26 protein-coding genes are annotated in these 23,536 nt (G+C 66.4%); 13 read left to right on the top strand and 13 right to left on the bottom strand.

Annotated elements, in window-relative coordinates; all coding sequences use genetic code 11:
* Window positions 1-40: 40 nt before the first annotated feature.
* Complete coding sequence (locus AB0280_RS02735; RefSeq protein WP_159632017.1) at window positions 41-1,597, bottom strand: circularly permuted type 2 ATP-grasp protein; 1,557 nt, start codon at window positions 1,595-1,597, stop codon at window positions 41-43.
* 113 nt (window positions 1,598-1,710) lie between these two features.
* Between AB0280_RS02735 and AB0280_RS02730 the strand changes: the two genes are divergently transcribed.
* Window positions 1,711-2,769, top strand: coding sequence for a YeiH family protein (locus tag AB0280_RS02730; RefSeq protein WP_366366134.1), 1,059 nt, complete (start codon window positions 1,711-1,713; stop codon window positions 2,767-2,769).
* Between the two features lie 33 nt (window positions 2,770-2,802).
* Window positions 2,803-5,475, top strand: a complete 2,673-nt coding sequence (gene pepN / locus AB0280_RS02725; protein ID WP_366366133.1) for an aminopeptidase N — start codon at window positions 2,803-2,805, stop codon at window positions 5,473-5,475.
* Between the two features lie 48 nt (window positions 5,476-5,523).
* Here pepN and AB0280_RS02720 read toward each other — a convergent pair whose 3' ends face one another.
* The 5 genes from AB0280_RS02720 to AB0280_RS02700 form a co-directional block, all read right to left on the bottom strand.
* Entirely contained in the window at window positions 5,524-6,630 is a 1,107-nt protein-coding gene (locus AB0280_RS02720) for a lipoate--protein ligase family protein (protein ID WP_425328575.1), read from the bottom strand.
* A gap of 88 nt (window positions 6,631-6,718) precedes the next feature.
* Window positions 6,719-6,976: a type B 50S ribosomal protein L31 gene (locus tag AB0280_RS02715; protein WP_018761303.1), complete on the bottom strand. Its 258-nt coding sequence runs from the start codon at window positions 6,974-6,976 to the stop codon at window positions 6,719-6,721.
* A 175-nt stretch (window positions 6,977-7,151) separates the two neighbouring features.
* The gene (locus tag AB0280_RS02710) at window positions 7,152-7,961 is read right to left on the bottom strand and encodes a TrmH family RNA methyltransferase (protein ID WP_366366131.1); all 810 of its coding nucleotides are present in this window, start codon (window positions 7,959-7,961) and stop codon (window positions 7,152-7,154) included.
* A gap of 7 nt (window positions 7,962-7,968) precedes the next feature.
* Complete coding sequence (locus AB0280_RS02705) at window positions 7,969-8,754, bottom strand: sulfite exporter TauE/SafE family protein (protein WP_224026066.1); 786 nt, start codon at window positions 8,752-8,754, stop codon at window positions 7,969-7,971.
* Between the two features lie 20 nt (window positions 8,755-8,774).
* Window positions 8,775-9,560 carry an ABC transporter ATP-binding protein gene (locus tag AB0280_RS02700; RefSeq protein WP_159632023.1) on the bottom strand — a complete coding sequence of 262 codons (786 nt, stop codon included), beginning with the start codon at window positions 9,558-9,560 and terminating at the stop codon, window positions 8,775-8,777.
* A gap of 125 nt (window positions 9,561-9,685) precedes the next feature.
* Between AB0280_RS02700 and serB the strand changes: the two genes are divergently transcribed.
* Window positions 9,686-10,579: a phosphoserine phosphatase SerB gene (gene serB, locus AB0280_RS02695; RefSeq protein WP_366366130.1), complete on the top strand. Its 894-nt coding sequence runs from the start codon at window positions 9,686-9,688 to the stop codon at window positions 10,577-10,579.
* A gap of 77 nt (window positions 10,580-10,656) precedes the next feature.
* Here serB and AB0280_RS02690 read toward each other — a convergent pair whose 3' ends face one another.
* Entirely contained in the window at window positions 10,657-11,421 is a 765-nt protein-coding gene (locus tag AB0280_RS02690) for an SDR family oxidoreductase (protein ID WP_159632025.1), read from the bottom strand.
* 140 nt (window positions 11,422-11,561) lie between these two features.
* Window positions 11,562-12,287, bottom strand: coding sequence for a beta-ketoacyl-ACP reductase (locus tag AB0280_RS02685; RefSeq protein WP_159632026.1), 726 nt, complete (start codon window positions 12,285-12,287; stop codon window positions 11,562-11,564).
* A 151-nt stretch (window positions 12,288-12,438) separates the two neighbouring features.
* On the opposite strand from AB0280_RS02685, the gene AB0280_RS02680 reads away from it, so the two are divergent.
* The 4 genes from AB0280_RS02680 to AB0280_RS02665 are packed head-to-tail and all read left to right on the top strand — an operon-like array spanning window position 12,439 to window position 14,489.
* Window positions 12,439-12,870, top strand: coding sequence for a DUF3099 domain-containing protein (locus tag AB0280_RS02680; RefSeq protein WP_366366129.1), 432 nt, complete (start codon window positions 12,439-12,441; stop codon window positions 12,868-12,870).
* Window positions 12,867-13,130, top strand: coding sequence for a hypothetical protein (locus AB0280_RS02675; RefSeq protein ID WP_159632028.1), 264 nt, complete (start codon window positions 12,867-12,869; stop codon window positions 13,128-13,130). The genes AB0280_RS02680 and AB0280_RS02675 overlap by 4 nt, the downstream gene beginning before the upstream one ends.
* Window positions 13,131-14,009 carry an SURF1 family protein gene (locus tag AB0280_RS02670; RefSeq protein ID WP_224026063.1) on the top strand — a complete coding sequence of 293 codons (879 nt, stop codon included), beginning with the start codon at window positions 13,131-13,133 and terminating at the stop codon, window positions 14,007-14,009.
* A gap of 3 nt (window positions 14,010-14,012) precedes the next feature.
* The gene (locus AB0280_RS02665; protein WP_366366128.1) at window positions 14,013-14,489 is read left to right on the top strand and encodes a YbaK/EbsC family protein; all 477 of its coding nucleotides are present in this window, start codon (window positions 14,013-14,015) and stop codon (window positions 14,487-14,489) included.
* On the opposite strand, the gene AB0280_RS02660 is transcribed toward AB0280_RS02665, so the two are convergent.
* Complete coding sequence (locus AB0280_RS02660) at window positions 14,486-16,084, bottom strand: ABC-F family ATP-binding cassette domain-containing protein (protein ID WP_175319791.1); 1,599 nt, start codon at window positions 16,082-16,084, stop codon at window positions 14,486-14,488. The two genes, AB0280_RS02665 and AB0280_RS02660, sit on opposite strands and share 4 nt — an antisense overlap.
* A 210-nt stretch (window positions 16,085-16,294) precedes the next feature.
* Between AB0280_RS02660 and AB0280_RS02655 the strand changes: the two genes are divergently transcribed.
* A complete protein-coding gene (locus AB0280_RS02655) occupies window positions 16,295-17,359 on the top strand; it encodes a spore photoproduct lyase family protein (protein ID WP_366366127.1) in 1,065 nt (354 codons plus the stop codon).
* 24 nt (window positions 17,360-17,383) lie between these two features.
* Here the strand turns inward: AB0280_RS02655 and AB0280_RS02650 are convergent, their stop codons facing one another.
* Window positions 17,384-18,397: a DUF808 domain-containing protein gene (locus AB0280_RS02650; protein WP_366366126.1), complete on the bottom strand. Its 1,014-nt coding sequence runs from the start codon at window positions 18,395-18,397 to the stop codon at window positions 17,384-17,386.
* A 96-nt stretch (window positions 18,398-18,493) separates the two neighbouring features.
* Window positions 18,494-18,931 (bottom strand): VOC family protein, encoded by a 438-nt coding sequence (locus AB0280_RS02645; RefSeq protein WP_275180092.1) that lies wholly within the window; start codon window positions 18,929-18,931, stop codon window positions 18,494-18,496.
* Between the two features lie 151 nt (window positions 18,932-19,082).
* Between AB0280_RS02645 and AB0280_RS02640 the strand changes: the two genes are divergently transcribed.
* The gene (locus AB0280_RS02640; protein WP_224026058.1) at window positions 19,083-19,283 is read left to right on the top strand and encodes a three-helix bundle dimerization domain-containing protein; all 201 of its coding nucleotides are present in this window, start codon (window positions 19,083-19,085) and stop codon (window positions 19,281-19,283) included.
* 36 nt (window positions 19,284-19,319) lie between these two features.
* Here the strand turns inward: AB0280_RS02640 and AB0280_RS02635 are convergent, their stop codons facing one another.
* Both AB0280_RS02635 and AB0280_RS02630 read right to left on the bottom strand, forming a co-directional pair.
* Complete coding sequence (locus AB0280_RS02635) at window positions 19,320-19,883, bottom strand: dihydrofolate reductase family protein (RefSeq protein WP_366366125.1); 564 nt, start codon at window positions 19,881-19,883, stop codon at window positions 19,320-19,322.
* Window positions 19,884-20,002: 119 nt separating this feature from the next.
* Window positions 20,003-20,287, bottom strand: coding sequence for a hypothetical protein (locus AB0280_RS02630; RefSeq protein WP_366366124.1), 285 nt, complete (start codon window positions 20,285-20,287; stop codon window positions 20,003-20,005).
* Between the two features lie 163 nt (window positions 20,288-20,450).
* Here AB0280_RS02630 and AB0280_RS02625 point away from each other — a divergent pair, with 163 nt between their 5' ends.
* The 4 genes from AB0280_RS02625 to AB0280_RS02610 all read left to right on the top strand — a co-directional run bounded on the left by AB0280_RS02625 (window position 20,451) and on the right by AB0280_RS02610 (window position 23,527).
* Entirely contained in the window at window positions 20,451-21,383 is a 933-nt protein-coding gene (locus AB0280_RS02625) for a hypothetical protein (RefSeq protein ID WP_366366123.1), read from the top strand.
* Between the two features lie 138 nt (window positions 21,384-21,521).
* The gene (locus AB0280_RS02620) at window positions 21,522-22,166 is read left to right on the top strand and encodes a biotin transporter BioY (RefSeq protein WP_366366244.1); all 645 of its coding nucleotides are present in this window, start codon (window positions 21,522-21,524) and stop codon (window positions 22,164-22,166) included.
* Between the two features lie 9 nt (window positions 22,167-22,175).
* The gene (locus tag AB0280_RS02615) at window positions 22,176-22,907 is read left to right on the top strand and encodes an energy-coupling factor ABC transporter ATP-binding protein (RefSeq protein WP_366366122.1); all 732 of its coding nucleotides are present in this window, start codon (window positions 22,176-22,178) and stop codon (window positions 22,905-22,907) included.
* Window positions 22,904-23,527, top strand: a complete 624-nt coding sequence (locus tag AB0280_RS02610; RefSeq protein ID WP_366366121.1) for an energy-coupling factor transporter transmembrane component T family protein — start codon at window positions 22,904-22,906, stop codon at window positions 23,525-23,527. The genes AB0280_RS02615 and AB0280_RS02610 overlap by 4 nt, the downstream gene beginning before the upstream one ends.
* The last annotated feature ends 9 nt before the right edge of the window (window positions 23,528-23,536 follow it).

Here is a 23,536-nt window from a genome sequence, read left to right as displayed (position 1 = left end):
AAGAAAGGTGCGACGGCGGCGACGTCTTCACGTGCCGGGCTCACTGCTGCTGCTCCGACTGGCGGTCGCGCCAGTTGCTTTCCACTGGCCACACCGAGACGCGTTCCCGGACCGTGACGGACTGGCGTGGAACGGTCTCCACCGGCATCTGGGGTGAGTCGGCAAGGACCCAGGTGTCCTTGGATCCGCCGCCCTGGCTGGAGTTTACGATCAGGGACCCTTCCTTGAGCGCAACGCGGGTCAGGCCGCCCGGGAGCACCCAGACGTCATCGCCGTCGTTCACGGCGAAGGGCCGCAGGTCCACGTGGCGCGGACCGAACTTGTCACCACCCAGGGTGGGAACCGTGGAGAGCTGCAGCACCGGCTGGGCGATCCAGCCGCGGGGATCGGAGATGATCCGCTGGCGGAGGGCGTCCAGTTCGTCCCTGGAGGCATCCGGGCCGATGACCAGGCCCTTGCCGCCGGAGCCGTCCACCGGCTTAACCACCAGTTCCGCCAGGTTGTCCAGGGTGTACTCCCGGGCCTCCTTCTCCTCGAGGCGGAAGGTGTCCACGTTGGCGATAATGGGCTCCTCGCTGAGGTAGTAGCGGATCAGGTCAGGCACGTAACTGTAAACCAGTTTGTCGTCTGCCACGCCATTGCCCACCGCGTTGGCGATGGTGACGCCGCCGGCACGGGCGGCGTTGACCAGCCCGGGGCAGCCAAGCATCGAGTCGGACCGGAACTGCAGCGGGTCCAGGAAGTCGTCGTCGATCCGCTTGTAGATGACGTCCACGCGCTGCTCGCCGGCCGTGGTGCGCATGTACACGCGGTTTCCACGGCAGATGAGGTCGCGGCCCTCCACCAGTTCCACGCCCATGAGGCCGGCCAGCAGGGTGTGCTCGAAGTAGGCGCTGTTGAACACGCCGGGGGTCAGGACGACGACGGTGGGATCGTCAACGCCGGCGGGCGCGGTTTTGCGCAGGGCCGAGAGCAGCCGCCGCGGGTACTCTTCCACGGGCCGGATGAGCTGCTGGCCGAATGCCTCAGGCAGGCCCTTCGCCATGGCGCGCCGGTTTTCCAGCACGTAGCTGACGCCGGAGGGGACGCGGACGTTGTCCTCCAGGACCCGGAAGGTGCCGGCGGCGTCGCGGACGACGTCGATGCCGGAGATGTGGACCCGCACCCCGCCGGCGGGTTCAAAGCCGTGGACCTGCCGGTGGAAGTGGGCGCTGGTGGTCACGAGCTGGCGGGGAATCACGCCGTCGGAGACCACGGTCATCTTGTCGTAGACGTCGTTCAGGAACGCTTCCAAGGCGCGGACGCGCTGCGCCACGCCGCGTTCCAGGACATCCCACTCAGCTGCGGGGATGACACGGGGCACGATGTCGAGGGGGAAGGGCCGTTCCTCGCCCGCGTAGTCGAATGTCACCCCGCGGTCCAGGAAGGTGCGGGCCATGGAGTCGGCGCGTGCGCTCACATCCGCCAGGGAGAGCTTCCGGAGCGCCTCCGCCACCTGCCCGTACGAGTCCCTGGCCTGTTGCCCGGGGGCAAACATCTCGTCGTAGGCTCCGGTGCGGCCCGCGGCCTCGGAGTAATCCTGGAATAGGTCTGACATGTCCAATAGCCAACCATCTTTTTGTTTCGAGTTCATTACTGCCATCCATTCTGGCGTGTTGTCGCCGGCAGCCCGGTTCGTACTTTACTGGCCTCTTCGGGCACAGTAGGTGAGTGCCAAGCAGCAGAAGCCTCCCCGTGCCGGGCCACGGCAGTTTCCGGGCCCATGTGGCGCGGTTGGTTCCGGGCCTATTGACGGCGGCGGCCGCCGTGGCAGGGGCCTTCCTGGTGCACGGGCTCCTGCCGGCATTGCCTGCGATGACCATGGCTGTGGTGCTGGGTGTCCTGGCCGCCAACCTGCCCGGTGCCGGCAGCTGGACCGGTGGCCGGGCCCGTGCAGGGCTCGACTTCGCGGGGAAGCATCTGATGCGCGGCGGGATCGTGCTGCTGGGCCTGAAAGTCAGCGTCATGGATGTCCTCAACCTCGGGTGGCCGGCCCTGGTCCTGATCGTGGGCGTCGTCGCGGCCAGCTTCGGCGGCACCTATGCAATCTCGCGGCTGTTCCGCCTCCCGCCGGTGACCTCGCTCCTGGTGGCCACCGGGTTTTCCATCTGCGGCGCGTCGGCCATCGGCGCCATGGCCGCCGTCCGCCGCATCCGGCACGCCGAAACTGTCCTGCCGGTGGCCTTGGTAACGCTCTGCGGAACGCTCGCCATCGGCGTCCTGCCCCTTCTCGCGCACCCCCTGGGCCTCACGGCCACGGTGTTCGGTGCCTGGACCGGCGCGTCCGTGCACGACGTGGGCCAGGTGGTGGCCACGGCGCAAACCGCCGGGACCGCTGCCCTGGCGATCGCCGTCGTCGTCAAGCTCACCCGGGTGCTGCTGCTGGCGCCCGTTGTTGCCGCAGCCGGCGCGCACCACAGGAACGGAGCGCGCGCCCTGGGCGCCGCCAACGGCACCGCGTCCAAAATGCCGCCCGTGGTGCCCCTGTTCGTGCTGGGCTTCGTGGCCATGGTGGCCCTGCGCTCCACCGGCTGGCTGGCCCCGGCCTGGCTGGATACCGGCGCCACCTTGCAGGACGTCCTCCTGGGGGCTGCCCTGTTCGGGCTGGGCTCGGCCGTCAGGATCAGAACACTGCTCCATACAGGTGGGCAGGCGCTCCTGGCGGCGCTGGCATCCTGGCTCCTGATTGCCGTGCTGGGCCTGGCGGCCGCCTTCCTGATCGCGGGCTGAGCGGACGCACCGGCCGCGTGATTAGATAGCCGGGTGTCACATGAGAATCTGCAGCGCAGCGAAGCCTCCGAACGTTCAGCCCTGATCAGCACCACCAGCTACGACGTCTCGCTCGATGTGCGGCAGGCAGCAGATCCGGCGGTTCCCGGCTACACCAGCCGCAGTGTCATCACCTTCACCGCAGAACCCGGCTCCAGCACCTTCCTGGACTTCATCGGCGGCGGCGTCCACAGCGTGATCCTCAACGGCAAGAGCCTGCCCGTGGTGGACGTGGTGGATGGCGCACGGATCAGGCTGGACAACCTCGGGGCCGAGAACCAGGTGGCCGTCACCGGTACGGCGCTGTACAGCCGCTCCGGCGAAGGCATGCACCGGTTCGTTGACCCCGCCGACGGCCAGACCTACCTGTACACCCAGTACGAGCCGGCTGACGCGCGCCGGGTCTTCGCCAACTTCGAACAGCCCGACCTGAAGGCAACCTACACCTTCCACGTGATGGCTCCGGCGGAATGGAAGGTGGCCTCGAACGGCGCAGAGGTGAGCCGTACCCTGCTGACCAGCGATCCTGCCACTGCCTGCTGGGACTTTGCCACCACCCTGCCGATGTCCACCTACATCACCAGCATCCTGGCAGGGCCCTACTTCAGGGCTGAGGACCGCTGGCAGGCAACGCTCGACGACGGCACGCGCCTGGACGTCCCGCTGGCCCTCTACTGCCGCGCCTCGATGGCAGGTTCCTTCGACACGGAAGAGCTCTTTGCCCTCACCAAGAAGGGCCTGGACTTCTTCAACCGCCTCTTCGACTACCCCTACCCGTGGGGCAAGTACGACCAGGCGTTCGTGCCCGAGTACAACCTGGGCGCCATGGAGAACCCGGGACTGGTGACGTTCACCGAGAGCTACGTGTTCACCTCCCGCGCCACGGACGCGCAGTACCAGGCGCGCGCCAACACCCTGATGCACGAGATGGCGCACATGTGGTTCGGCGACCTGGTGACCATGCAGTGGTGGGACGACCTCTGGCTCAAGGAGTCTTTCGCCGATTACATGGGAACCCTCGGCGTGGACCGGGCAACGGACTGGGATACCGCCTGGGTCAACTTCGCCAACAAACGCAAGGCCTGGGCCTACGTGCAGGACCAGCTCCCCACCACCCATCCCATCGTGGCTGACATCCCCGACCTTGAAGCGGCCAAGCAGAACTTCGACGGCATCACCTACGCCAAGGGCGCCTCGGTCCTCAAGCAGCTGGTGGCCTACGTGGGGTTCGACGCGTTCATCGCGGGATCCCGGGAGTACTTCCGGAAGCACGCCTATGGGAACACGTCGCTGGCCGACCTCCTGGCGGCACTGGATGCGGCCTCGGGCCGTGACCTGTCCGGCTGGGCCCGGCAGTGGCTGCAGACGTCCGGCATCTCGATGCTGTCCCTGGATATTTCTGCCCTGGACGGTTCGTCCAAGGACCCGGCCGTGGCGGGAGGAGCAACGGGCGACGACGGCGTGCTGGGACAGGTGGCGATTGTCCAGGAGGCGGTGGACCCGGTCACCGGACGGGAAGAGCTGCGTCCGCACCGCCTCCGCGTCGGTTCCTACGACTTCGACGCCGACGGGGCCCTGGTGCGGACCGGAACCATCGAAACCGACGTGGCCGGTGCCCGGACTGAACTCCCCCAGCTTGCCGGCCAGCCGCGGCCCGCGCTCCTGCTGGTCAACGATGACGACCTGACCTACGCGAAGGTGCGGCTGGATCCGGTGTCCGAAGCTGCCGTACGTGCATCGCTGGACCGCATCACCGATCCCATGGCCCGGGCCCTGTGCTGGACGGCGCTGTGGAACTCGGCGCGGGACGGCGAAAGCCCGGCGTCCAGGTACGTGGACGCCGTGACGGCCTTTGCCGCGGCTGAGACGGGCATCGGCGTACTCCTGAACGTCCTCGACAACGCCACCACCGCCGTCGAACGCTACACGCCCGCCGCCACCCGGGGCAGGGTGCGCGCATCCTTCCTGGCAGCTGCCGCCGCAGAACTGGACCGGGCCGCCCCGGGTTCGGACCAGCAGCTCGCCTGGGCCCGCACCCTCGGCACACTCAGCAGGCAGGACGGTGCCCTGCTCCCCCGGCTCCGTGGCCTGCTGGACGGAACGTCCGCCGTCGAGGGGCTGGCGGTGGACGCCGAGCTCCGCTGGCACCTCTGGCATGCCTTGGCAGCCAATGGCCAAGCGTCCGCAGCCGAGCTCGACGCCGAGCTTGCCCGGGACACCACCGCTTCCGGCAGGGCAGGGCATGCAACAGCCATGGCGTCCCGGCCCGACCTCGACGTCAAGGCTGCGGTCTGGGATGCGGCCGTCCACGGGACCGGGCTGTCCAACCAGCTTCTGACCGCCACCATCAGCGGCTTCACTACCGCGCCGCCGGCGCTGCTGGAACCCTACGTGGAGCCCTACTTCGACTGCCTGCGCGCTGTGTGGGACGCGCGGAGCATCGAAATCGCCAGCCGGATTGTCCGGGGCCTCTACCCGGCAGCCCAGGACCTCGCGGACGGCATGGAACCCAAAGACCACCCCGTCGTCCGGCGGACCGATGCCTGGCTGGACGCCAACCCGGACGCCCCGCACGCACTGCGCCGGATCATCGTGGAGCAGCGCAGCCAGCTGCTGCGCGCACTCACGGCACAGGCCGCCGTCGTACCTTCATCGATTGCTCCGTAACTGCCGTTTTGCCCGCCCAAAACGACAATTACTCAGCAGTCGATGGGTCTATGGGACGCGGTGGAGCCATTCCGGGGTGCCGAACTTGGCCGCCACCTTGTCCTCGGCAGCTGCGAGCTCGTGTCCCGCGAGCGTTGATGGTGTGGCCCCGTAACGCTCGCTGAAGACCTCGATCATCGCCTCTATGATGGCCGTGCGGGCCAGGCCGGTCTGGCGGCGGAGCGGATCCACCCGCTTCTTGGCGCTGCGGGTGCCCTTGTCGGACAGTTTCTCCTTGCCGATCCGGAGGACCTCGACCATCTTGTCGGCGTCGATGTCATAGCTCATGGTGACGTGGTGCAGCATGCCGCCGTTGGCGAGGCGCTTCTGCGCGGCGCCGCCGATCTTTCCCTGGTCCGTGGCGATGTCGTTCAGCGGGATGTAGAAGGCGTTGATGCCGATCTTTTCCAGCGCGGCCATGACCCAGGCGTCAAGGAACGGGTAGGAGTCGGCGAAGCTGAGTCCGTCCACCAGGGTCTGGGGCAGGTAGAGCGAGTAGGTAATGCAGTTGCCGGCCTCCATGAACATCGCTCCCCCGCCGCTGATCCGGCGGACCACATTGATGCCGTGCCTGGCCACGCCCTCGGGATCCACCTCGTTCTGCACCGACTGGAAGCTGCCGATGACCACCGACGGTTCCTGCCAGTCCCAGAACCGCAGGGTGGGCGTCCGCGCCCCCGAGCCCACGGCCTCGGTGAGCACCTCGTCAAGGGCAACGTTGATTTCCGTGGGAAGCACGGTGGGCGCGATGACGTTCCACTCGTGGTCTCCCCAGGAGGTCGCCTTGGCCAGCGCACGCCGGACCGTCACGGCAACGGCATCCGCGGAGAAGCCGAACAGCACGGCTCCGGCCGGCAGGGCGGCTGTGACGGCGGCTGCGAGGTCTGCGACAGGTGTGGTGTCCGGAAGCCCGGTCAGCGCCCGGTTGATGTCCTCCAGGGCCTCGTCCGGCTCCAGGAAGAAGTCGCCGCTGACGGAGACGTCCGCCAGTGCGCCGTCCACCACCGCCAGGTCCACCACCACCAGCTTGCCGCCGGGAACCTTGTACTCCCCGTGCAGGCGCTGGTTGCTGTCGGCGTTATTGGCAGGAAATCCGGACTCGCTCATGCTTCCCATCCTGCCCCAGAAAGCAGGTGCGCGGTTAACGCAGAAGGCCCGCACCGTTTCCGGTGCGGGCCTTCTGCAAACAAGCTTGGCGAAGGAATTACTTCTTGCCGCCGAAGCCCTTGAAGCGAGCGTTGAAGCGCTCGACGCGGCCTGCAGAGTCCATGATGCGCTGCTTGCCCGTGTAGAACGGGTGGGACTCGGAAGAGATTTCGACGTCGATGACCGGGTAGGTGTTGCCGTCTTCCCACTCGATGGTCTTCGAGGAAGACACGGTGGAGCGGGTCAGGAACTTGGTGCCGGAGGCCAGGTCGTTGAAGACAACAGCTTCGTACTTCGGGTGTGTATCAGACTTCATAATGGGACCTTTGTTCGCGCAGCTGGATTTTGCCAGCTGCCAGGTATGAATGGGATGGCTGCGGTCTGTCGCATCAGCCGAAGCTGAAAAAGCAGGACAACCAGCTATCAATCATAGCCGATCCGTCAGGGGCTGACGAACCAGTACCCCTGGCAGCAGGTGGTGGCGCCGCAGGTCAGTCCCGGGCGCGCAACTCCCAGAAGGCGACGGCCGAGGCAGCGGCCACGTTCAGTGAATCCACCCCGTTGCGCATGGGGATTTTGACGGCAAGGTCGACGGCGGCGAGCGTCTCCGGGCTCATGCCGGCCCCTTCGGTGCCAAGCACCAGGGCGAGTTTGTCCACGTTGCGGGAGGCGACGGCGTCGACATTCTCTGCCTCCGGTGTCAGTTCCAGGGCCGCGACGGTGAAGCCGTGGTCCTTGAGCACCCGCAGGTCCCCGGGCCAGTCCTGCAGGCGTGCCCAGGGAACCTGGAACACGGTGCCCATGCTGACCCGGACGCTGCGGCGGTACAGCGGGTCGCCACAGCGTGGCGAGACCAGCACGGCGTCGATGTCCAGCGCCGCCGCTGAGCGGAAAATCGCACCCACGTTGGTGTGGTCCACGATGTCTTCCAGCACGGCCACGCGGCGCGCCCCGGCGAGGACTTCGGGCAGCGGCACCGGCGCCGGGCGCTGCATGGCTGCCATGGCGCCGCGGTGCAGGTGGAACCCGGTGATTTCCTCCAGCAGGGCAGCCGAACCGATGAACGCCGGAACGTCCGGGTACCCCTGGAAGACGTCGTCGAGGTCCGCAATCCACTTCTCGGCGAGGAAGAATGACCGGGGCCGGTGCCCGGCTGCAAGGGCCCGGCGCAGGACCCGCGATGACTCGGCGATGTACATGCCCTCGGCGGGTTCACGGAGCTTGCGCAGGTGCACGTCGGTCAGGGTGGTGTAATCGCTGACGCGCGGGTCATCGGCGGATTCGAGGTAGTGGAAAGTCACCGGGTGATTATTTCAGCAGGTTGGCGATCATCACGCCGAGGGCCACGATGCCCAGGCTGAAGATCACAGCGCGCAGGACCCGGGGCGAGAGCTTGCGGCCTACCTTCGAGCCCAGGAGGCCGCCGATGGTGGAGCTGATGGCGATCAGCAGCACCACCAGCCAGTTGATCCGGTCGAAGGCGAACAGGAGGTAGGAGATGGCGGCCACCATGTTCACGCCGAGGACCAGGATGTTCTTCATGGCGTTGGCGTTCTGGATGGTGCCGGTAAGGAACACGCCCAGGATGCCGACCAGCAGGATTCCCTGTGCCGCGACGAAGTAACCCCCGTAGACACCGGCCAGGTAGACCAGGACCACCAGGAGGACGCCGTGGCGTTTGTCCCGGACGGCGTGTTCGGGGTTGGCCTCGCGGTTGCGCACCCAGTCCTGGAGCCGAGGCTGGAACACCACCATCAGCAGTGCCAGGACCAGGAGGACCGGGGCGACGTAGTGGAAGACCTTCTCCGGCAGGTGCAGCAGGAGCCAGGCGCCGGTGACGCCGCCCAGGACCGAGGCGGGAAGGAGGCGGAGCACCTGCCGTCCCCGGCCGGCCAGCTCTCGGCGGTAGCCGAAGGCCCCGGCGCCCGTTCCGAAGACCAGGCCCATGGCATTGCTCATGGAGGCGGTGACGGGTGCAACGCCCAGGGCGATGAGCACCGGAAAGGTCACAAGCGTGCCGGAGCCCACCACCGCGTTGATGGTACCGGCCCACAGGCCGGCGATGAACACAATGATGCTGCTGAAGAGTTCCAAGGTAGTAGCGCAGGCCCCGTCTAGCGGCGTGCTGTGGCGGTGTAGCGTCCCGCGTTCTCGGAGACATCCAGAGGAAGCCCGAAGGTGGTGCTCAGGTGCTCTTCCGTCAGGACCTCGGTGATGGGGCCGGCGGCCACCACGCCGCCGTCGCGCAGCAGCATGGCATGGGTGAAGCCCGGCGGGACTTCTTCAAGGTGGTGCGTGACCAGGACCATGGCCGGGGCCGATTCGTCCCGGGCCAGCTCGCCCAGTTTGTGGACCAGTTCCTCGCGGCCGCCCAGGTCCAGTCCGGCGCCGGGCTCATCCAGGAGCAGCAGTTCGGGGTCCGTCATGAGGGCCCGGGCGATCTGGACCCGTTTGCGCTCGCCCTCGGACAGGGTGGCGAACGTCCTGTTCAGCAGCGGACCCATGCCCCAGTCGTTCAGGAGCCGGAAGGCGCGCCGTTCGTCGTCGCGCTCGTAGCCCTCCCGCCAACGGCCCGTGACGCCATAGGCGGCCGTGACCACCACGTTGAGGACGTTCTCGTGCTCCGGAATCTGGGTGGCAAGGGCTGCCGAGGAAAGGCCGATGCGGGGCCGGAGTTCAAAGACGTCAACACGGCCCAGGACTTCGTCGAGGATGCCGGCGGTGCCGCTGCTGGGGTGGAGGCGTGCCGCCGCGATCTGGAGAAGGGTGGTCTTGCCGGCCCCGTTGGGTCCCAGGATGACCCAGCGTTCGCCCTCGTTGACCTGCCAGTCAACCTTGTCCAGCAGGGTCTTCTTACCACGGACAACGCTGACGGAGTCCAGTTCCAGAACATCACTCATAGGAGTAGACACTAGGACAAAACAGAAGATGACTGATAACCGGTGTGAAGGCTCCCTAAGGGTTTCGCCGCGGCCGCCCGCAATGAATTCAGGACACCCCACCCGCGCTGACTAAGATTGCAGGCATGACTTCGAACGTGACTGCGGTCAGCTATGGCCTGAATATGACCCCCGCCGGGCTGGAGCAGCTGCGTTCCGTCCTTGCCTCACACGGCGCAGAGCTGCTGTCCGAATCCTCCGCCGGTGACAGCCGGTATGGGGTCCAGGTTCTTGACCTGGCCCTTCCCGACGCCACCGCGGCCGGCCTGGCCGCCCTCCGCCGGGCTGTGGCGGATGCCGCAACCTATGGTTTTGACACGGCCCTGGTGCCCTCCGGGCTCCGCTCTGCGGCCCGCAAGCTGCTGATCATGGATGTGGACTCCACCCTGATCCAGCAGGAGGTCATCGAACTCCTGGCCGCGTACGCCGGCAAGCGCGAGGAAGTGGCGGCCGTAACGGAAGCTGCCATGCGCGGCGAACTCGATTTTGCCCAAAGCCTCCACGCCCGGGTGGCGGTGCTCGCGGGGCTGCCCGCCGACGTCGTCCATTCCGTCCGCAAAGAAGTGAAGCTCAGCGAAGGTGCCGATCAGCTCGTGGCCGCTTTCAAAGCCGCCGGCCACACGGTGGCTGTGGTGTCCGGCGGCTTCAACCAAATCCTGGAGCCTATTGCCGGGGACCTGGGCCTGGACTACTGGCAGGCCAACGAGCTGGAAATCGTCGACGGCGCGCTGACCGGCAAGGTGCTGGGCGCGGTCGTGGACAGGGCAGCGAAGGAAAAGTACCTGCGGGAGTGGGCTGCCGCCGAGGGCATCGCGCTGGAGCACACCATCGCCGTGGGCGACGGCGCCAACGACCTGGACATGCTGGGCGCCGCCGGGATCGGGGTGGCCTTCAACGCCAAACCCGCTGTCCGCGCCGTGGCCGACGCCGCCCTGAACATGCCGTACCTGGACGCCGTCCGCCACATCGCCGGGGTCTGAGCCCCCGCAACGCCCCATAACAAAGCGGCCCCCGCCGCCGGATTACCCGGCGGCGGGGGCCATCTGACCGCTGCTGCTTAGCTGGAAGCCTGCCCGGCGCTCTTGCCGAAGTAGTCGGCACCGCCGGCGTACTCCGTGTGGCCGGACTCGACGTCGGCCGTTGCCATTCCGGCAACAACCTGCGCGAACTCCTCCACCGAGTACAGCTTCCCGGCTTCGGCGCGGCGCGCTTCGATGGCGCCCGGGGTGGAGCGGTCCAGGAGCGTGGCGGTGACCGTGCCCTCGATCATGTCGCCGGACACCACCACCAGGGAGATGCCCTTCTCCGCCAGGTTGGGGATCAGGTCCCGGAGTGCGTCCTCGCCGGCGCGCTTGCTGCGGGCCACCGGCTCGTAGGCCGGCATGGTGGGGACGGTGTTGATGAAGTGGGCCTGGTGGCTGGTCACGAAGACCACGCGCGAGCCTTCCTTCATCAGGGGCACCGCCGCGTTGAGCATGTTCACCTGGGCGTCGCGGTTCAGCTTGAGCGCGTAGTCCTCCCCCATCCCCGTCTCCATGCCGCCGGAGGCGTTCAGGACCAGGATGTCCAGGGACCCGAAGTTCTCCATGGCGGCGCTGGCCAGGGCCTGCACACCCTCCTGGGTGGTGAGGTCCGCGCCGACCGCGACGGCCCGGCCGCCGTCGGCTTCGATGCCCTGCACTACTTTGTTGGCGCGGGGCGCCTTCTGGCGGTAGTTGACCACGACGGCGGCACCCTCCGAGGCGAGGATCTTGGCTACGTCGGCGCCAATGCCCCGCGATGATCCGGTGACGATCGCCGTCTTGTTGTCCAGCAGTCCCATACGAGCTTCCTTTGTTCGAAACATCTAAATCGTTGTGGCCTGCAGTCCATCATGCCAGCGGCCATGGCCAATATCCGTTGTCCGACTTCGACAAATAAGGACCGCGGGGCTAGTTTCCTGCAGCGGCGGAGGCCGAAGGGTCAGTGGCCCATGCCCAGGCCGCCGTCCACGGGGATGACGGCACCGGAGATGTACGCGGCTTCGTCGCTGGCGATCCAGCGGACCACGTTGGCCACCTCGGCCGCCTCAGCGAAACGGCCGGCGGGAATGCTGGCCAGGTAATCCTTTTGGGTGGCCTCGGGGAGTTCGGCGGTCATGTCCGTGTTGATGAAGCCGGGTGCGACCACGTTGGCGGTAATGCCGCGTGAGCCCAGTTCGCGCGTGAGGGAGCGGGCGATGCCCACCAGGCCGGCCTTTGAGGCGGAGTAGTTGATCTGTCCCGGCGCCCCGTACAGGCCCGAGACCGAGGAAATGAGGACCACGCGGCCCTTGCGCAGCCGGATCATGCCTTTTGACGCACGCTTGATCACGCGGAAGGCACCGGTCAGGTTGGTGTCGATCACCGAGGTGAAGTCATCCTCGCTCATGCGCAGCAGCAGGGTGTCCTTGGTGATGCCGGCGTTGGCCACGAGGACTTCCACCGGACCGTGGGCCGCTTCCACTTCCTTGAAGGCGGCATCCACGGAAGCCTCGTCGGTGACGTCCGCCTTGACGCCGAGGATGCCCTCCGGCAGCTGCGTTTCGCTGCGGTAGGTCACAGCCACCTTGTCGCCGTTGGCGAGGAACGCCTGCGCGATGGCCAGCCCGATACCGCGGTTGCCGCCGGTGATGAGGACGCTGCGCGGTGCGGTAACTGCTTCAGTCATGGAGGTGCTCCGGAATTCTGCGGCAGGCTGCGCCGCGGTAGAGGGTGTGGTTTGGCTGGAACCGATCTTAGCGGCAGCCCTGCCGCGGGTTTGGGCAGCACTGCCGATGGTGCGAGAATTAAGGGAAGCCTTTGGAGCGTGATCATTCACCGTGACCCTTGAAAACCATGCGGGACGTCCGGCGCCCGAAGAACCGGGCCGGTTCTCCGGCGACACCGAGGTCCACAGCATTACGGATGCCGCCGCCGCGCATTCGGAGGATATGCGCCAGCGGATGATTAAGTACGCCCTGGCCATGGGCATCCGCATGGTCTGCCTGATCCTCATTTTTGTGGTGGACGGCTGGTTCAAGATCATTGCGGTGGCGGGCGCGGTCTTCCTGCCGTGGTTCGCCGTGGTGATTGCCAACGGCAGCGACAAGGCAGAAACGCCCAGTGACCTGCTGCTGGATTCCGCGCCGCTGGCCGAGCTGGAAAGCCCTGCCCCTCCAGTGGCGGATGAGGAACCGGGAAGCGCCGTGCTGCAGGGCGAACTGGTGAAGGACGAGGACCCGGAGGACGGGGAGGAGCGGCAGGCATCATGAGCATTTTCGATTTCGCAGCGGGAACGGACGTGGCATCGGAGGCTGCCGCCGTCTGCTCCCGGAAGGCGTGCAGGGCCCAGGCGTCCTGGCAGCTTCTCTGGAACAACCCGAAAATCCATGCTCCTGAGCGGCGCAAAACCTGGCTGGCCTGCGCCGACCACCGGGACTGGCTGGAGGACTACCTGCAGACGCGTGGCCTCTGGAAGGAAACGCTTCCGCTGGAAGCCGCCGGGGACGCCCCCCTGGAGCAGGACATCTGAATGTACCGTTTCCTCTTTTCCAGCAAGTGGCTGGGCTATCTCCTGCTGGCCGCCATCTTTGCCACCGCGTGCGTTTTCCTGGGCCGCTGGCAGATGGACCGGCGCGCCGAGACCCTGGCCGAAATCAACCGCGTCGTCAGCAATTACTCGGCGGCTCCCATTCCGTTCGCCCAGGCACGGGACCAGTTCACCCAGCTGGACCCGGCCAAGGAATGGACCCAGGTCGAGCTGAAAGGCTCCTACGATGCCGCCGGGCAGCGGGTTGTGCGCAACCGGCCGCTCAATGGGCAGCCCGGGTACGAGGTGGTGGTCCCGTTCCGCCTCACCACGGGCGAAACCGTTGTCATCGACCGCGGCTGGCTGCCCATCGGCAACAAGAATCCAGGCAGCCCTGACTCCGTGCCCGCCCCGCCCTCCGGTGACGTGACCGCCGTCGTCCGTTTGAAGCATGGTGAGCCGGAGCTGCAGCGCGGGGCGCCCGAGGGGCAGCTGGCATCCATTGACCTTCCCACCTACTCAGCGCAGCTGGGTTATCCCCTGATGACGGGTGCGTACGGCCAGCTGGCCTCGGAAACGCCGGCGCCGGCGGAGATGCCGGTTGCCTTCCCCAAACCGTCCACTGACGAGGGGACGCACTTGTCCTACTCGCTGCAGTGGTTCGCTTTCGGGGTCCTGATGTTCGTGGGCTTCGGCTACGCGGCCCGGCAGCAGGCGCGTAACGCAGCGATCGACGCCGAGGACCAGGACGAGCCGGAACTGGACGGAGCGGTCCACTCCGCCGTCCAGGCCGCCCGGCGCCAGCCCGCACCGCCGCGCAAGCGGAAGAAGGCGACGGCCGAGGAGGAAGAAGACGCCCTCCTGGACGCGCAGGGGTACTAGGACGTGGAGAAGCACGACGGCGGTCCGGTCGCCTTGGTGCGCGCCGCGCTGGTCGAGGCCGGAGTCGGCGACACCGTGCGGACTTTTTCCGCGGGGGTGCCCACGGCAGCCGCCGCGGCCCAGGCGCTGGAATGCGATCTTGCCGCCATCACCAACAGCCTCATTTTCGACGTCGGCGGCGAACCCCTGCTGATCCTCGCCAGCGGTGCGGCCCGTGTTGATACGGCGCTGGTTGCGGCCGGGCTCGGGGCCGGCAAAATCCGCCGGGCCTCCCCCGCATTCGTCCTGGACCACACCGGACAGGAAGTCGGCGGGGTCGCCCCGGTGGGCCACCCGAAGAGAATCAGGACACTTTTGGATGAAACCCTGCAGGCCCACGGGCTGCTGTGGGCCGGGGCAGGTGACCACAACTCGATGTTCAGCATCACCTACCAGGACCTGCTCCGCATCACCGGGGCCCTGGAACTGACGGTGCGCTAGGCCAGGGTGATCAGGTCCAAGTAGTCCTCGTTCCAGAGGTCTTCCACGCCGTCCGGAAGCATGACAACACGTTCCGGGTTCAGGGCCTCGACGGCGCCTTCGTCGTGGCTGACCAGTACGACGGCGCCGGTGTAGTTCCGGAGCGCCCCGAGGATTTCCGCGCGGCTGGCGGGGTCCAGGTTGTTGGTGGGCTCGTCGAGGAGGAGGACGTTGGCGCTTGAGGCCACGATGGTGGCCAGGGCCAGGCGTGTCTTCTCACCGCCGGAGAGCACGCCTGCGGGCTTGTCGACGTCGTCGCCGGAGAACAGGAATGAACCCAGGATGCCGCGGACCTCGGCGTCCTTCATGTCCGGGGCGGAAGAACGCATGTTCTCCAGCACCGTGCGGTCGTGGTCCAGGGTCTCGTGCTCCTGGGCGTAGTAGCCCACCTTGAGGCCGTGGCCAGGGATGACTTCGCCGGTGTCCGGGGCGTCCACGCCGGCAAGCATGCGCAGCAGGGTGGTCTTGCCGGCACCGTTAAGGCCCAGGATGACCACCTTGGACCCACGGTCGATGGCCAGGTCCACGTCGGTGAAGATCTCCAGCGACCCATAGGACTTGCTGAGCCCGTCCGCGGTGAGCGGGGTCTTGCCGCAGGGTGAGGGGTCCGGGAACCGCAGGGCTGCCACGCGGTCCTGCTCACGGACAGCTTCCAGTCCGCTGAGCAGCCGTTCGGCACGCTTTGCCATGTTCTGCGCGGCAACAGCCTTGGTGGCCTTGGCCCGCATCTTGTTGGCCTGGTCCATGAGGACCTGTGCCTTCTTTTCGGCGTTGGCCCGTTCACGCTTCCGGGCCCGCTCGTCAGTCTCGCGCTGCAGGAGGTAGCGCTTCCAGTCCATGTTGTAGAAGTCGATCTGGGCGCGGTTCGCGTCCAGCAGGAACACCTTGTTGACGGTGGCTTCAAGCAGGTCGGTGTCGTGGCTGATCACGATCAGGCCGCCCTGGTGGTTCTTCAGGAAGTCCCGCAGCCAGGCGATGGAGTCGGCGTCGAGGTGGTTCGTCGGTTCGTCCAGGAGCATGGTCTCGGCATCCGAGTACAGGATGCGGGCAAGCTCCACGCGGCGCCGCTGGCCGCCGGAGAGCGTCTTGAGCGGCTGGTTCAGCAGCCGGTCAGGGAGGGCAAGGTTGGAACAGATCGAGGCTGCTTCGGCCTCGGCCGCGTAGCCGCCCGCGGCGAGGAACTCGGATTCCAGCCGGTCGTACCGGTTCATGGCTTTGCGCTGGACGTCGGCGTCCTCGCTCGCCATTTCGTCGTGCGCCTTGCGCAGTTTGCCGACGACGATGTCCAGGCCGCGGGCGGAAAGGATCCGGTCACGCGCCAACTGTTCCATGTCGGGGGTCCGCGGGTCCTGGGGCAGGTACCCGATTTCTCCGCTGCGGGTCACCTTGCCGGCGGCGGGCAGGCCTTCGCCCGCGAGGACACGGGTCAGCGTGGTCTTGCCCGCGCCGTTCCGGCCCACCAGGCCGATCTTGTCCCCTTTGTCGATGCGGAAGCTCACCTGGTCCATGAGGAGCCGGGCACCGGCGCGCAGTTCAAGATCCTGGACAGTAATCACAGCAGGTAAGGCCTTTCACAACAGGGAACGCCACGGTCCGCGCACTGTGTGCGAAGGGACGCTGGGGCAGAGTGGCCGGAGAACGGCACAATCCAGTCTACCGTCCGGCGGGCCACGCCAGTTTCAGCAGCAGAAACTTCCGGCCGTCCGGTGATGGCTCCGTGGGCTTAACTGCCGGCTGCGCCCCGGAGGTTCAAGCAGAATGGGGTCATGGAATTCGATCGGCTGCTCCAGATCCGGCGTATTTACGCACAGCCAGCCGCCCTGGAGCTGCCCCGTGGCCAGCAGATTGTCGCGCGCTGGCCTGACGCCGACGTCGTACTGGTGGACAGCCATTGGAACATCCCGGACCTGCACGGTGACGAAACCAACGTGCCGCGCTGGTCCCGGATCAAGACGGAGGCACTGGTCCTGGGGATCAAAAAGTCGCTGACCGTCAAACCCAATGGGCGCTCGGCGGACTTCATTGCACCTTCCACGGCGAACGGCTGCGCCATGGCGTGCGCCTACTGCTACGTTCCGCGGCATAAGGGCTACAGCAATCCAATTACGATGTTCGCCAACATCGACCAGATCGCGGCGACGCTGGAGCGGCACGCCACCCGCCAGGGGCTCAAGCTGGAGCCCAACCAGTGCGACCCGGAGCTGTGGGTGTACGACATCGGGGAGAACAGCGATTGTTCGGTGGATGCGCTGATCAGCCCCAACGTCGAGGAACTTGTGGGGCTTTTCCGCGAACTGCCCAACGCCAAGCTGTCCTTCGCCACCAAATTCGTCAACCGGGAAATGCTGGCGTGGGACCATGGCGGCCACACCCGGATCCGCTTCTCCCTGATGCCGGCGGACCTGGCCAAGTCCATTGACGTCCGGACGTCGCCGGTCGCGGAACGGCTGGCCGCGATCAATGACTTTGTCGACGCAGGCTACGAAGTGCACGTGAACTTCTCCCCCGTCGTCATCACCGACACCTGGCTGGCCGACTGGGAGGCGCTGCTCCGCCAACTCGACGCGACGTTGACGGAGGCAGCGAAGGCCCAGCTCGCGGCGGAGGTCATCTTCCTGACCCACAACGAGCAGCTGCACCAGGTCAACCTGGGCTGGCATCCGCAGGCTGAGAACGTCCTGTGGCGCCCCGACCTGCAGGAATCAAAAACCTCGTCCAACGGTTTCAACAACGTCCGCTACCGGTCACGGGCCAAGGCCGGTTACGTGCGGCAGCTGACCGGACTGATCCAGGACATCGCACCGTACTGCCGCATCCGCTACGCGTTCTGAAACGCGCGGCCGGTGCGGCACCTGTCAGCCTCTTGGCTCGGCGGCCCCGTGGCCGCCATTCCCGGCAGGCGCGGCCGCCTCATTGTGGCCGCCCTTGGCCTTGCCGAACGGCAGCACTTTCAGAAGCGGGCCCACCACCGCCAGGACGATGAGGCCCCAGACGAGCCCGACGACCGTTGAGCACAGGGTGTTGACGAGCCAAGCCAAAAGACCGCCGACAACCGCGACCCCTGCCACCGGGTGCTCCAGCGCGTGGACCAGGTCGTAGGGTGCGTGCCAGCCGAGGTCATGCGCGCCCTGCAGCATGATGTGGCCGCCAACCCACAGCATGGCGATCGTTCCGACGAAGGTGATGGTGGCCAGCACGGCGGGCATGCCCGTGACCAGCAACCTCCCGAAGCGCTTGGAGCGCGGAGAGTCCTTGGCAGCCAAGTGCACACCGATGTCGTCCATCTTGACGATGAGCGCGACGGCGCCGTACACGAGCACCGTGATGGCGAACGCCACCAGGACCAGGATGAACGCACGGACCCAGATGGATTCTGTGGCCACCTCGTTCATGGAGATAACCATGATCTCGCAGGACAGGATGAAGTCGGTGGTGATGGCGCCTTTGACGACCTTGGCCTCGGCGTCGTGCCCGCGTTCCACCGCCGGCGCTTCTTCCTCCTCGTGGTGGCCGCCGCGGAGCTTGTGCCAGACCTTCTCGGCGCCCTCGTAGCAGAGGTAAGTGCCGCCGAGCATGAGGATGAACGGGATGATCCAGGGGATGAAGGCGCTGATGAGCAGCAGGGCGGGCAGGATGATCAGGAGCTTGTTCCGGATGGAGCCCCAGAAGATCTTCTTGATCATCGGCAGTTCGCGTGACGGGTCCGCACCTGAGACGTACTGCGGTGTGACCGCGGCGTCGTCGATGACTACCCCGGCGGCCTTGGCCCCTGCCTTGGCTGCACCGGCGGCGACGTCATCCACTGATGCTGCCGCGATGCGGGCCAGGGCTGCGACGTCATCCAGCAGGGCTACGAGGCCGCCGCTCAAAGCTGGCCCCCGCGAATCTTGTGGTCAGGGCGTTGAGCATTGGGGGCTGGGTGCGTGATGGGCATATTCGGAGTATATTGCAGCCCGCCTGCAGGCTCAGCCCTTCGTCAGGTCCTCCGCGAACATCACAATGATGCCGCTGGGGCCCCGGACATAGCTGAGCTTGTAGGCGTTTTCGTACGTTGCCACGCCACGCAGGGGATGGCAGCCGTGCCTTGCGGCGATCTCAAGTGCGTTGCCAATGTCGTCAACGGAGAAGGCAACGCGGTGCATGCCGATCTCGTTGGGCAGGGTGGGCTCAGTCTCGATCGCGTCGGGGTGGATGTATTCGAAGAGCTCGAGGCGGCCCTTGCCATCCGGTGTTTGGAGCATGGCTATCCGGGCGTGGTTGCCGTCGAGTCCGACGGCGGTATCGGCCCATTCCCCGCTCACAGTCTGGCGGCCCAGGACAGTGAGCCCCAGGTCGGTAAAGAAAGCGATCGCCTCTTCCAAATCGCGGACCGCGATGCCTACATTCTCGAGTTTGATGGGCATGGGCCACACGGTACCAAGCCCGCATTGTCCGGGTCGAGGCCCGCCCACCACCGGACGCGGGCGCTCTGCGGCACCCTGGCGTTGGACTTTTTGCTTGCCGCCCTAAATACTAGGCAGGCTAGTTAAGCTGGACTTCGACGAAGAGGTGGGCATGGAGCGCGGTGAGGAACAACAAGCACTGATATCCGTCATCAACACGCTTGCGGGCAGGTTTCCCGGACGTTCCCGGACGGACGTCGAAGACGCCGTCTGCGAGGAATACTCCGCCTTCAACGCCGGCCCCGTGCGGAGCTTGGTACCCATCCTTGTGGAACGTGCTGCCACCAAGCGTCTGGAAGGCGGACTGCTGTAAAGGTGATTTCGGGACGTCCCAATCCATCCGGGGAACTCAGCGCGTGGCCTGGTACCTGGTCAGGACCACGCCACCGGGAAATGTCCGGGTCTCTACCAAGCCCAGGTTCATCCTTCCTTCCAGGGCCGTGAAGTACGGTGTGCCGCCTCCCAGCAGGACCGGATGCGTGACGGTCACGTACTCGTCGATCAGTCCGGCCCGCATGGCCGCCGCGGCGAGTGTGGCACCGACGATGTCCATGGGACCGCCCTCGCCGGCCTTGAGGCGGATGATTTCGGCGACCGGATTGCCGGTGACCAGGCGTGCATTCCAGTCGACAGTGCTGATCGTCGAGGAGAACACCACCTTTGGCATGTCGCGCCAGCGGCGGGCGAACTCGATCTGCGCCGGTGTGGCGCCAGGCTGCTGGTCGGCGGTCGGCCAGTGCGAGCTCATGGTCTCCCAGAGTTTGCGGCCGTACAGCGCCAGGCCCGTCGCTGCGACCCGGTCGGACCACCATTGGAACAGTTCATCGCTCGGTACGCTCCAGCCGAGGTCGTCGCCGGGCGCTGCGATGTACCCGTCAACGCTCACATTCATGGCGTAGGTCAGTTTCCGCATGGCGCCAGTCTCCCGTGCGCCGGCAGCCTCTGTACAGACCAGCAGAGTTCGTGTTCGGTTGGGCCGGCGCTCCCGGGATCAGTCCCAGCCGGCAGCCCGCCGAACAGCCACTGCGAGCTTTACGGCAGGAATGTCGGAGGAGTCCAGTACCAGATCATCGATCTCTGCAGCTTCAAGAATTTTTGATAATCCGTTGACGCGGTCCAGATGCCACGTGAGGCGTTCAGGATCGTCCCGGTGGCGGAAGCGCAGCGTGACTCCAGCACCTCTGGACGAGCCACGAGACGGCAGACGAACATTCGAGCGGAACCCAGGGCGGCGACGTAGCGGGGTATTTCAGCTTCTGACTCGATGACCCCTGCGAGAATGAACCGCTTTGCTCCCGCAGCCCGATAGTTGTCCATGACCCGATTTTCCCAGCCAGAGCAGAGACTTCACCCGTCAACGCTGCCTATGATCCGAAAAAGCGCGTTTCTCCTCAAGATTCTCAGCCGGAGCCCGGTGGTAATGCGGAAATTCCGTAGACTGGCCCTTTCCAGCTGTGCCGGCCCCCGAGAGCGAGCATCTGTGGGTATCTTCAAGAGGAAATCTCCGGAAGCGGAGACACCTGACTCCGCCCTGACGTTCTTCACCCATTGCAAGGCCGACGAGTTCCGGGCCACCGCGCGCGAAGTCTTCGCCGAGGCGGGACTCGAAGTGGAGGTCCACCCGGGCCATGCCGTCGATGGTTCCGGACGCGAATTCGGCTTCTGGAACATCGGGGCCATGTGTTATGAGCAGCCCCAGTCCACTTGGCGCGGCGTGATCGCCGGCCATCTTGAACGCGTACTGGCGAGCTTTGAGGCACCCGATCCGTTCGGCGTCCTGGCTCCTCAGGACGTACAGAGCCGGACCTTCGGCCGCCTCTACGACGAGGCAAGCATCCCGGGGATACACAGCTACCCACACAGGGAGTTCGCACCAGGCATTGTCGAGATGCTCGCCCTCGACCTTCCAGACACCGTTGCGGTCTTCAACCATGACAACGCGAACAGGTTTGGCGGCTGGGAAGCCCTCCAGGGACAGGGCATCGAAAACCTCCGCAGCCTGGAGATCGAACAACTCGAAACCCTCCCCGCACCTGGAGGGGGCACCTTCAATGCCCTCCTGGGTGAATCCGTGTACACCGCAAGCCGCGCCCTGCTTCTGCCCGGTCTGGCCACAGAACTCACGGGCCGGCGCGCTGTAAAAGACTTTGGGTGGCTGATGAGCATCCCGAACCGGCACCAGGTTGTCTGGCACATCATCGAGGACGCCACCGTCGTCCCAGTGCTCAACGGAATGGCAAGGTTCACCGCCATGGGCTACGCCGATGCGGCCGGCTCGGTGAGCCCGCACGTCTACTGGTGGAACGGCACGAATTACGAGCAACTTACCCAGGTGCGCGACGACGGCACGCTCACCGTCCACGTCAGTCCAGGCTTCCAGGCCGTGCTCCGCTCCATGACAAGGGACGGATAGCGCGGCGCGGCCCGCTTGTGCCCACCCAAAAGCACCCACACGCTCCCTTAGTAGGACCCCTACAAAATGGTCCCTGTTCCGCCCCGGTAGCGTCGGCTGTACATTAGATTCCGCTTGTACAACCCCGACAGGACCATCATGGGCAACACCGAGACCACCACAGAAACCAGCAAACGGACGGAGCGCCGCCGCTGGAACGGCACCGACCTGGGACTGATCGCCGTCTTCGCCGCCCTCGTTGCCGGCGCAGCCCTGGTGCCGGGACTGGCCCTGAACGGCTTCGGCGTCCCCATCACCTTCCAGACCCTTGCCGTGATGCTCACCGGCCTGGTGCTGGGCCCCGCCCGCGGATTCGCCGCCGTCGGACTTTACACCCTCCTGGGCCTGGCCGGCCTGCCCATCTTCAGCCAGGGCCGCAGTGGCCTGGCCATCCTTGCCGGGCCCTCGGCCGGCTACATCATCGCCTTCCCCATCGCCGCCGCCGTGGTTGGTTGGCTGGCCACTGTGGTCATCCGGCGGACCACGAAGGCCCGCGCCCTGTGGTTCTTCCTGGCCGCCACGGTCACAAGCGTTGTCTTCGTGCACACGCTGGGCGTCCTGGGAATTGCCCTCAACTCCAAGGCCACCCTGGAGCAGGCTTTCCTCAGCGACCTGGTCTTCTACCCGGGAGACATCATCAAGAACCTCCTCGCCGCGGCCGTCGCCGTCGCCCTCCACCGGGCCTTCCCCGACGTCCTGGTCCGCCGCGTGCGCCGCCGCACCCAGGCCGCCCAAAGCGCCTAGGGACAACGCATGCCGGCAGTAACGTTCGACCAGGTGGGTGTCGCCGTCGACAGCGAAGACTCCCCGCAGCCCAAGGTCCTCCTGGACGCAGTCAGCCTCAGGCTGGACGAAGCCCGGGTGGGCGTCATCGGCGCCAACGGTTCCGGGAAATCCACGCTGCTGCGCCTCATCAACGGACTCGTCCAGCCCACCAGCGGCACCGTAACGGTCGACGGCGACGACACAGTAGGTGCCGTCCGGAAGGTCAGGCGCAACGTGGGGTTCGTCTTCACCGATCCCCTCTCCCAGCTGGTGATGCCCACCGGACGGGAAGACGTGGAACTGTCCCTCCGCCGTTCAACCAAGAACGGTGCGGAGCGGCGGCGGCTGGCAGACAAAGCCCTCGAACGCCTGGGCCTGCTTCACCTGGCGGACCAAAGCATCTACGAGCTGTCCGGCGGCGAACGGCAGCTAATGGCGCTCGCCGCCGTGCTTGCCGTTCAACCCCGGGTGCTGGTGCTGGACGAGCCCTCAACCCTCCTTGACCTGCGCAACCGCGAGCTGCTGCGCAGGACCCTGGCGGACCTGGACCAGCAAATCATCATGTCCACCCACGACCTTGACCTGGCCCTGGACATGGACCGGGTCCTGGTCATCGACCAGGGCCGCGTCGCCTTCGACGGCGCCCCGGCGGATGCAGTGGCGGCCTACCGCTCATGGTGCCTGCAGGGACTCGACGCCACAGGGCGGGATTCCACATGAGGGGCCACGGCTTCCTCCTGGCAAACTACGTTCCCGGCACCTCACTGGTACACCGGGCGCCGCTGGCCCTGAAGTTCCTCCTGGTTATCGGTTCTGGCCTGCTTTCCTTCCTCATCGTGGACTGGCGCATCTCCGCGGCGATCCTGGCCGTCCTTTGCGGCCTGTTCCTCGCAACACGCGCGGGGGTGAAGCGGCTGTGGCACGCCGTCCGCCCGCTGGCCCCCGTGCTCCTGGTCATCGGACTCTTCCAATGGTGGCAGCTTGGCGGCCCCACGGCGGGCCGGATCGTGCTGAACATCCTGGTCTGCGTCGTGGCAGCGTCCCTGCTCACAGCCACCACGCCGATCCAGCGGCTCCTGGACGGTGTGGTTCACCTGGCGCGGCCCTTCAAGAGGTTCGGCGCCGATCCCGAACGCTTCGCGCTGACCATCGGCATCATGCTCCGCAGCATTCCCTTCATCGCGGGCACCTTCGCCGACGTCCGCGACTCCGCCAAGGCCCGGGGACTGGAGCGCAACCCGCGCGCGCTGGTCTTGCCGGTCTTCATCACGTCCGTGGCCTACGCCCGCCAAACAGGTGAGGCACTGGCCGCCCGCGGCCTGGGCGAAGCGGAAGACTGACCGGCTGGG

It is taken from the genome of Pseudarthrobacter sp. 902506025, from assembly GCF_040702325.1.
In the GTDB taxonomy this organism is placed as follows: Bacteria; Actinomycetota; Actinomycetes; order Actinomycetales; family Micrococcaceae; genus Arthrobacter.
Note: the sequence above shows the minus strand (reverse complement) of the source record. Positions and strands in the feature narration are given on the sequence as shown.